Source organism: Prevotella sp. (assembly GCF_036570325.1).
Taxonomy (GTDB): domain Bacteria; phylum Bacteroidota; class Bacteroidia; order Bacteroidales; family Bacteroidaceae; genus Prevotella.
The window spans coordinates 20,195-28,477 of the sequence record NZ_DATCYK010000079.1 but is presented as its reverse complement, the minus strand read 5'-3'; the positions used below and the strand labels follow the sequence as shown (position 1 = coordinate 28,477).

General features: G+C 53.1%; 6 protein-coding genes. 3 read left to right on the top strand and 3 right to left on the bottom strand.

From position 1 onward, the window contains the following. From VIR50_RS08385 to VIR50_RS08375, 3 genes are all read right to left on the bottom strand, one after another. A partial coding sequence (locus VIR50_RS08385) for a TonB-dependent receptor plug domain-containing protein (RefSeq protein WP_331934688.1) occupies positions 1-1,292 on the bottom strand: 1,292 nt, incomplete at its 3' end. A 378-nt stretch (positions 1,293-1,670) separates the two neighbouring features. Then, the gene (locus VIR50_RS08380; RefSeq protein ID WP_331934687.1) at positions 1,671-2,696 is read right to left on the bottom strand and encodes a glycoside hydrolase family 130 protein; all 1,026 of its coding nucleotides are present in this window, start codon (positions 2,694-2,696) and stop codon (positions 1,671-1,673) included. Between the two features lie 39 nt (positions 2,697-2,735). Beyond that, on the bottom strand, positions 2,736-4,316 hold the full coding sequence (locus VIR50_RS08375) for a sodium:solute symporter (protein WP_331934686.1): 1,581 nt from the start codon (positions 4,314-4,316) through the stop codon (positions 2,736-2,738). A gap of 151 nt (positions 4,317-4,467) precedes the next feature. Here VIR50_RS08375 and VIR50_RS08370 point away from each other — a divergent pair, with 151 nt between their 5' ends. The 3 genes from VIR50_RS08370 to pnp all read left to right on the top strand — a co-directional run bounded on the left by VIR50_RS08370 (position 4,468) and on the right by pnp (position 8,215). Further along, positions 4,468-5,334, top strand: a complete 867-nt coding sequence (locus tag VIR50_RS08370) for an AraC family transcriptional regulator (protein ID WP_331934685.1) — start codon at positions 4,468-4,470, stop codon at positions 5,332-5,334. 122 nt (positions 5,335-5,456) lie between these two features. Next, the gene (locus tag VIR50_RS08365; protein WP_331934684.1) at positions 5,457-5,681 is read left to right on the top strand and encodes a hypothetical protein; all 225 of its coding nucleotides are present in this window, start codon (positions 5,457-5,459) and stop codon (positions 5,679-5,681) included. Positions 5,682-5,950: 269 nt separating this feature from the next. Continuing rightward, entirely contained in the window at positions 5,951-8,215 is a 2,265-nt protein-coding gene (gene pnp / locus VIR50_RS08360) for a polyribonucleotide nucleotidyltransferase (RefSeq protein WP_331934683.1), read from the top strand. Positions 8,216-8,283: the final 68 nt, after the last annotated feature.

Sequence of the window (8,283 nt, the reverse complement as noted above, 5' to 3'; positions counted from 1 at the left end):
TCGGAGAGGGCCAAGGGATGGCCGTAGTCCTGCGCGTTGGTGAGATAGTAGGTGCCGTCCTCGTTGTAGACGGGGTAGATGGGGTTGCGCCAATAGGCCAGTCCGCCGTTGTTGTTGCGCCATCCGGCCGAGAGGATATTGGAGAAACGTACCTTGAAATTGTCGAAAACGTTGTGGTCCACGCTAAGGTTGTAGCCGCCCTTGGTGTAGTTGTCCTTGATATACATGCCCCGGTCGCTGAAGTAGTTGGCGCTGAGGTTGAACATGGTACGGTCGTTGCTGCTCGATATGGTGGCCGTGGTGTTGTTGGAGATGGGGGCGTCGCGGAATACGAGGTCTTCCCAATCGGTGCGTGTGGTCCATGTAGTCATGAGCTCTTCCACGCTCGGGTAGTAAATGCCCGTTGAGTTAACAGAGCCGTTATAGAGCGGAGCGAGGCCGGCGTTGATACGGCTTTCGTTGTTGAGTTGGGCCATGAGGACGGGGTCGCGCCACAGATTGAGCTTGCCGGAGAACTGCGACAGCGTTGTTTGTTGGTGCAAACTGACGGTCGTGGTGCCGGTCTTGGCCCGCTTGGTGGTCACCATGATGACGCCGTTGGCGCCCCGTGAGCCGTAGATGGCGCTGGCCGAGGCGTCCTTGAGCACCTCAAGATTGACGATGTCGGCCGGGTTTATCTGTTTCAAATCGCCCGCGTCGCCGAGTGGGAAGCCATCGACCACCACCAGCGGAGCGTTGGAGCCGTTGAGAGAGCTGCCTCCTCGTATGCGAACGGTGGAGCCCGCGCCCGGATCTTGTGAGGCGTTGACCACCTGCAAGCCGGCCGCCCGGCCTTGGAGCAGGCCCTCGACCGAGTTCGAGGGTGAGGTCTTGAGGTCGGTCATCTTAACGGAGGTGACCGAACCGGTGAGGTCGCTCTTCTTCACACTTCCGTAACCGATGACTACTACTTGGTCGAGTGTCTGCTCATCGGCCGTCATCGTTACGTTCATCGTGGTTCCGCTGACGGGCAGGGTCTTGTCGGCCATGCCCACGTAAGAGAATTTCAGGCGGCTCGTGCGGGCCACGCCACGCAGCAGGAAATGGCCGTCGAGGTCGGTAACGGCCGTGTTGGATGTGCCCGTTTCGTTGACCGTTACGCCAATCAGGGGCTCACCGAGGTTGTCCTTCACGGTGCCCGAAATGTCGATGCGGGCCGTCTGGGCCGCGAGTGGACCATAGGTGAAAAGACACAGCAGCAGCGTCAGTATGACGGCAAGGGCTGGTCGGTAGGTTGTTTTCAGATGATTCATGTTGTTTTCTGTTAGGATTAGTGAATAGACAGGCGGCAGGGCCACGGGTGGCAAGCCGTCAGTCGTCGGGTCAGAATTTTCTTTATATTTGCCGCCGAATGGCTCCTGCGGTGGCAGGAGATTCCATGGCGTAAAGCAAAATATCGAGTTTTTGTGAGGTTGTAATGGTTGATAATCAATTGTTTATGGCGTTTTGGCGTTTGTTCTTGTCGGACTTATCAGACTAATCAGACCGATCGGATAAGTCCAAAGCAGGCCTTTGACCCGCCGGAAGCGGCCTTTCGACCGTGCAAGAGTGGCCTTTCGGGCCGGCGAAAGCAGTGCTTTGGCGCGGCGGGGATGGGCCGTTGGTTTTTCCCGGGGAGTGGCACGGGGACGTTATCCTTGCCTGACCGATAGAAGATATTGGAGCAGTTCGTCCACCTTACATGTGGCCACGCCGATGTATTTGTCGGCCGCGCCGTAGTAAACGTAGAGCGTTCCGTCGACGATGGCGTTGCCCGTGGGAAATACGCAGCCGTTGTAGAGGCCATGGAGCTCGTAGTCTTCCTCGGGCTCAAGGATGGGTTGGGGCGTCCGGGCGATGATATGGAGCGGGTCGTTGAGGTCGAGCAGCAGGGCGCCCACACGGTAATGGCCCGTTCCGCCCCGCTCTACGCCGTGGTAAAGCATGAGCCATCCCTCGTCGGTTCGCAAGGGAGGGGCGCTTCCACCCACCTTTTCCTCCCACGTACCTTCAATGCCCGTGAGGAGCAAATGGCTGGGCTTGTCCTCCCAACTCATGAGGTCGTCGGAGAATTTGAGCCAAATCGATGGGAAACTTACGCCGTACTCAGGGCCTACAAACTGCTTTGGGCGGTGGAGCATGACGTACTTTTGGCCCACCTTTTCGGGGAAAAACATGACGTCACGGTCATCAAGTACCGAGTTGGTAAGGCGTCCCAAGCGGCGGAAAGAGCGAAAATCACTCGTTACGGCCAGCCCCGTGTTGCCCATGTTTTGGCGTATGGCCGTGGGCGCATGGGGCCCGCAATCGGGCGTAAGCACCACGTCGTGGGCGAAAGTCCAGTAACGTCCGGGCGCGAAAGGCCGATAAGCATAGGTTACATAATAATCTTCGTCGAGCTTAATGATACGCGGATCTTCCACGCAACCGCTGTCTGGACCGTCCGAACTGGGCCCGAAGACGGGTTGGTCGGCCATGCGCTCAAAGTGGAAACCATCCTTGCTCTGGGCCAAACCAAAGCGAATGACATGCGCTTCGTCATCGCCGGCGCAGCGATAGAGCATGTAGAAGGTGCCGTTGTCGTAGATAACGCCGGGATTACAGGTAATGAGCGATTCCCAATCGTTGGCCTTGTTGGGGCCGATAATGGGATTGCCCTCGAATCGTTTTAGTTTCATAAGGTATGTGTTGTTAGATAGTTATCGTTTCAGAAAAGCTTACCACAGCCATAGGTACACCGCCATGACACCCACGACGAGCAGCGCCGCGTAGTTAAAATAATTGGTGTACCACGGTTGACGGTAGGCCCTTTGGAGTTCTTGGCGCAGGTCCGACGGGCGGAAAGTGGTGGTACGGAGCTGTTCCTCGGCCGGTGGGGCGAAGCAGAGGCTGGCCCCGTAGGTGATGGCGGCGCTGCCCAAGAAGAGGAAAGGGACGATGAGGAGGAAGTGGAGTCGGCCGAAGATGAGGTCCTTAAACGTATAAGTAAGCACCGCTATGGCCAGTCCGAAGAGCAAACCGATGAACGCTCCGCGCCCGTTTACACGGCGGGTGAACACGCCCAGCAGGAAAGTGGCCACGATAGGTGGGGCCAAGTAGGAGAGCATTTCCTGATAATACTTCAGCAGGGAGCCGAATTTACCGATCTGCGGGGCCCACAAGGCGGCGATGATAATGATGACGCAGGAGGTTATCTTGCCCGTCATGACGAGTTGGCGCGACGACGCTTGGGGCTTCATCTTGGCGTAGAAATCCATCGTAAAGAGCGTGGAGGTAGAATTGAGGATGGCGCTCAGCGTGGAGGTAAGGGCCGAGAGCAGGGCCGCCAGCATAATGCCGAGCAGGCCGGTAGGTATGAGTTGCATCACCATATTGGGATAAACCATGTCGGGTTTCTCAAGTCCGGGGAAGAGATGGCGGGCTATCACGCCCGGAATGGCGATGATAAAGAGCGTCAGGAGGGTCAGTACGCCGGCGAAAAGCACGCCCCGTCGGCCCTCGTCTATGGTCTTGCTGCTCAGTACCCGCTGTACCAAGGTTTGGTTGTTGGCCCAAAAGTATAGGCCCGTGATGGGCATGCCGACTATCAGTCCCAGCCAAGGCGTGGCGTTATCGTCCATCGGTCGGATAAGGCTTACGAGCAAGTCATCTCGCCGCAGCAGCTCGGCGAAGTAGTCGCCGCCTTGTTTGAAGCAGAAAAAGCTAAGCATGCACGAGCCCAAAATGAGAATAACGGCTTGTATAAGCTCGGCGTTGATGGCCGAGGACAAGCCTCCCGGAATGGTGTACGAGGCACATAGCAGGGCGAAAATGAATATAATAAGGTGTAAATCGGCCTCGGGTACCACGAGCTTTATGATGAGTGCGGCGGCATAAAGGGCGCCGGCGGCGTCGAGAAATATGTTGCCCACGATGCAGATGGCCGAGAAGTAGTAGCGCGAACGGCTGTCGAAACGCTTCTCAAGAAACTCGGGGATGGTGAAAATGCGTGACTTTATATACAGCGGAAGCAAGAAAAGAGCGAAGAAAACCATCACAAGAATGCCGCCGGCAAGGTTGTAATTAAACACGGCAAGCCCCGTATGGTAGGCGTCACCCGACTGTCCGATGAGCGTGGTGCTCGAAATGCTCGCCGCGAAAAGCGATAATCCGACTACCCACCACGGCATGCTTCGGCCGGCAAGGAAGTACGATTGCGAGTCACTACTTTTGCCATGACGCAGTGCCCACCATATAATGAGGCCCATATAGGCCACGACGATCAGGATGTCAAGTGTGCTGATAGAGAAATTTTCCATGTGTTCGATGATTCAACGGTGCAAAGGTAAAGAATCAAGAACAATCTGTTATGCGATATTTTGCTGGATGATTATACTTTTTTGAAATAGAAATGACACTTTGAAATAAATTTCATAGATTTGCAATAAATCATTCAAAATACTACAATAGATGAAAGACGTGCAGAAAGAAATCGTGCCCATAGTGGATGAGGACTTGTTTATCGTATTGAATCATCCCGACGCCGACTTCGATTATTCGGTGCATTTCCACCCCGAATATGAGATAAACTTGGTGATGAATACCTATGGCGAGCGCATCGTTGGTGACAGTGTAGAGCCCTTTAACAGCTTGGATTTGGTGATGATAGGCCCTAACGTGGCCCACAAGTGGTGTGGCAAGGTGGTCGAGGGCAACCATGTCATCACCATACAGTTCTCCGAGCAGTTCATGAACCTGCCCATTCTTAACAAGCGCCTCTTCGCTCCGGTGCGCAAATTGTTGGTCGACGCCCAGCGAGGAATATGTTTTTCGCAGGAAGCTCAATTGAAGTTGAAGGACAAAATTATTGAACTTACACGTATGCAAGGCTTCCAAACGGTGCTTGCTTTTTTGTCTTTGCTCTACGAACTTTCTATCTCCGACCGCTATACTCTTATCTCCAATCGCTATGATACCAAGGAAACGGTCATGTCGAGCAAGAGCCGTCGCATTGCCAAAGTGTGCGGATACATGGAAGAACACTACGCCGACAACATCAGCTTAAGCGATGTGGCCACGCTCATCGGTATGTCGGACTCGGCCTTCAGCCATTTCTTCAAGAGTAAAACCAACACAACGTTCATCGATTACCTCAACAATTTGCGCATAGCGCAGGCCTGTCAACTGCTCACGGAGACCAATCAAACCGTGGCAGAGATATGCTATGGCTGTGGATTTAATAATATGTCGAACTTCATTCGCATGTTTAAAAAGAAGAAACAGTACACTCCCAACGAGTATCGCAACTTCATGAGCCAGATTCTTTTGAAGTATTGAGAGATTCGCAGGTCTGCGAATCGGTTGAGGGGTTGTGAGGTTGAGGTGATGAATATTTAGTTTTGTGGTTGAGAGGTTTTGAGGTTGAGGTGATGAATATTTAGGTTTGAGGTTGAAGGGGGATGGCTGATGATGTGCTAAAAGGCTTGCGCCCCCGCTGCTCTCGTCGGACAAGTCCGACCGGTCCGATTAGTCAGACGCCCCTATGGCTAACTTTGCTCTTTCCCGAAGCGGCCCTTTCACACGATGAAAGGGCCGCTTCGGCATGGTCAAAGGCCCGCTTTCGTGAGGCAGAAGTTGCCCTTTGGCCCATCAACTTGTCAACTCGTATCTTGTCAACTCGTTAACTATAACCATCAAGTCGTCAACTTTTAGCGCCTGATAGCATGGAAATACTTTAAAAATCCGTAAAATCAGCGCTTTATCAAAGGCAGCTTTGGGCTATTCCTTATTAAATAAGTATCTTTGCGAAGTTTTGTGAACAATGAGCCATGGGCCCACGGGCAGGTGGCGAGTAGCAAAGCGTGCCGACCCCGACAATGAGAAGGGAGGCAACCAAAGATGACAGATATATATTTAGATGTTAGTCAAAACAATAAAGTTTTTAATTTTTTAGATGAACGTTATTACAAAAACAGTTCAATTGCCTGATGGCAGAACCATCACAATTGAGACCGGAAAAGTTGCAAAACAGGCTGATGGCGCAGCGGTACTCCGCATGGGCAACACAGTGCTCCTCGCAACTGTTTGTGCAGCAAAGGAAGCAGTTCCGGGTACAGATTTCATGCCTTTGCAAGTAGATTACCGTGAGCAGTACAGCGCCGCAGGTCGTTTCCCCGGCGGATTTACCAAGCGTGAAGGCAAAGCCAATGACGATGAAATCCTTACTTCACGTCTTGTGGACCGCGCGTTGCGTCCACTTTTCCCCTCAGATTACCATTGCGAAGTTTATGTACAGGTGATGTTGCTCTCGGCAGACGGCGTAGATCAGCCCGACGCTTTGGCCGGATTTGCCGCTTCTGCGGCCATGGCTTGCTCCGACATTCCCTTTGATTATACGATTTCAGAGGTGCGTGTAGCACGCATCAACGGTGAATATGTCATCAATCCTACCCTCCAGCAGATGGCCGAAGCTGACATGGACCTCATGGTTGGAGCCACTAAGGACAACATCATGATGGTGGAAGGCGAGATGAAAGAGGTGTCTGAACAAGACCTTATCGCCGCTTTGAAGGCTGCCCACGAGGCTATCAAGCCCATGTGCGACCTGCAAGATGAGTTGGCAAAGGAGCTTGGCACCGACAAGAAGCGTGCTTATGACGACGAGGTTAACGACGAGGAACTCCGTCAGCAGATAAAGAATGAGCTTTATCAGCCCGCTTACGACATCAATCATCAGGCTTTGGAGAAGCATGCACGTCATGATGCCTTCGACAAACTGTTGGCTGATTTCATTGAGAAATATGACGCCGCACACACTGACTTGTCGGAAGATGAGTTGGCAGAGAAGCATGCTGAGGCCTCACGGTACTACGAAGACGTGATGCGCGACGTGATGCGACGCTGCATTCTCGACGAAGGACTGCGCCTCGATGGCCGTGCCACCGACGAGATACGCCCCATTTGGAGCGAAGTATCTCCACTTCCAATGCCTCATGGCAGCGCTCTCTTCCAGCGTGGTGAGACTTTATCGCTCTCAACATGTACACTTGGAACGAAGCTTGATGAGAAATTGGTGGACGATGTGCTCATTAAGAGCTACCAACGGTTCCTCCTTCACTATAACTTCCCGCCGTTCTCAACGGGTGAAGCCAAGGCTCAGCGTGGCGTAGGACGCCGTGAGATAGGCCATGGTCATTTGGCTTGGCGCGGTCTGAAGGGCCAAATACCCGAGGATTTCCCCTATACTATCCGTTTGGTGAGCCAAATTCTCGAGTCGAACGGCTCATCGTCAATGGCTACAGTCTGCGCCGGCACGCTGGCATTGATGGACGCCGGCGTTCCAATGAAGAAGCCCGTGAGTGGTATCGCTATGGGTTTGATCAAGAATCCGGGCGAAGAGAAGTTCGCAATCCTTAGTGATATTCTCGGAGATGAGGACCACTTGGGCGATATGGACTTCAAAACTACGGGTACACGCGACGGTCTTACAGCCACACAGATGGACATTAAGTGCGACGGTTTGAGCTTCGAGATACTCGAGAAGGCCCTTATGCAGGCCAAGGCCGGCCGTGAGCACATCCTCAATAAGATGATGGAAACCATCAGCGAGCCACGTGCCGAGATGAAACCGCAGGTTCCCCGCATCGTAGCTTTCGAGATTCCGAAGGAATTTATCGGTGCTGTGATTGGCCCCGGTGGTAAGATTATCCAGCAAATGCAGGAAGATACGGGCGCTACCATCACCATAGATGAGGCCGACGGAGTAGGAAAGATTCAGGTATCTGCTCCTAACAAGGACAGTATCGACGCAGCTATCGCCAAGATAAAGGCCATCGTTGCCATTCCCGAAGTGGGCGAAATCTACGAGGGAACGGTACGCAGCGTAATGCCTTACGGCTGTTTCGTAGAGATATTGCCGGGCAAAGACGGACTTCTTCACATCAGTGAAATCGACTGGAAGCGCCTTGAGACCGTTGAGGAAGCTGGCATTAAGGAAGGCGACAAGTTGCAGGTGAAACTGATGGAGATCGATCCTAAGACCGGTAAGTACAAGCTTTCACGCCGTGTACTGTTAGAAAAGCCCGAGGGATATGTGGAGCGTGAGCGCCGTCCTCGTCCCGATCGTGGTGAGCGTCGTCCCCGTCCGGAGCGCCGTGAGAACAGAGGTCACCGCTTTGAACATCAGGATACGCCCGATCAGGGTTACAATGCTGAGTAACAAGCCATCTCAAAATAGCTTAAAATAATTAATCCCCGTGGTTCTGAAATAGAATCGCGGGGATTTTC

Bases quoted from the DNA above. Each gene is read 5' to 3' on its own strand.
- VIR50_RS08375 (WP_331934686.1), bottom strand. From the start codon at position 4,316: ATGGAAAATTTCTCTATCAGCACACTTGACATCCTGATCGTCGTGGCC.
- VIR50_RS08380 (WP_331934687.1), bottom strand. From the start codon at position 2,696: ATGAAACTAAAACGATTCGAGGGCAATCCCATTATCGGCCCCAACAAG.
- VIR50_RS08365 (WP_331934684.1), top strand. From the start codon at position 5,457: ATGGCTGATGATGTGCTAAAAGGCTTGCGCCCCCGCTGCTCTCGTCGG.
- VIR50_RS08370 (WP_331934685.1), top strand. From the start codon at position 4,468: ATGAAAGACGTGCAGAAAGAAATCGTGCCCATAGTGGATGAGGACTTG.
- pnp (WP_331934683.1), top strand. From the start codon at position 5,951: ATGAACGTTATTACAAAAACAGTTCAATTGCCTGATGGCAGAACCATC.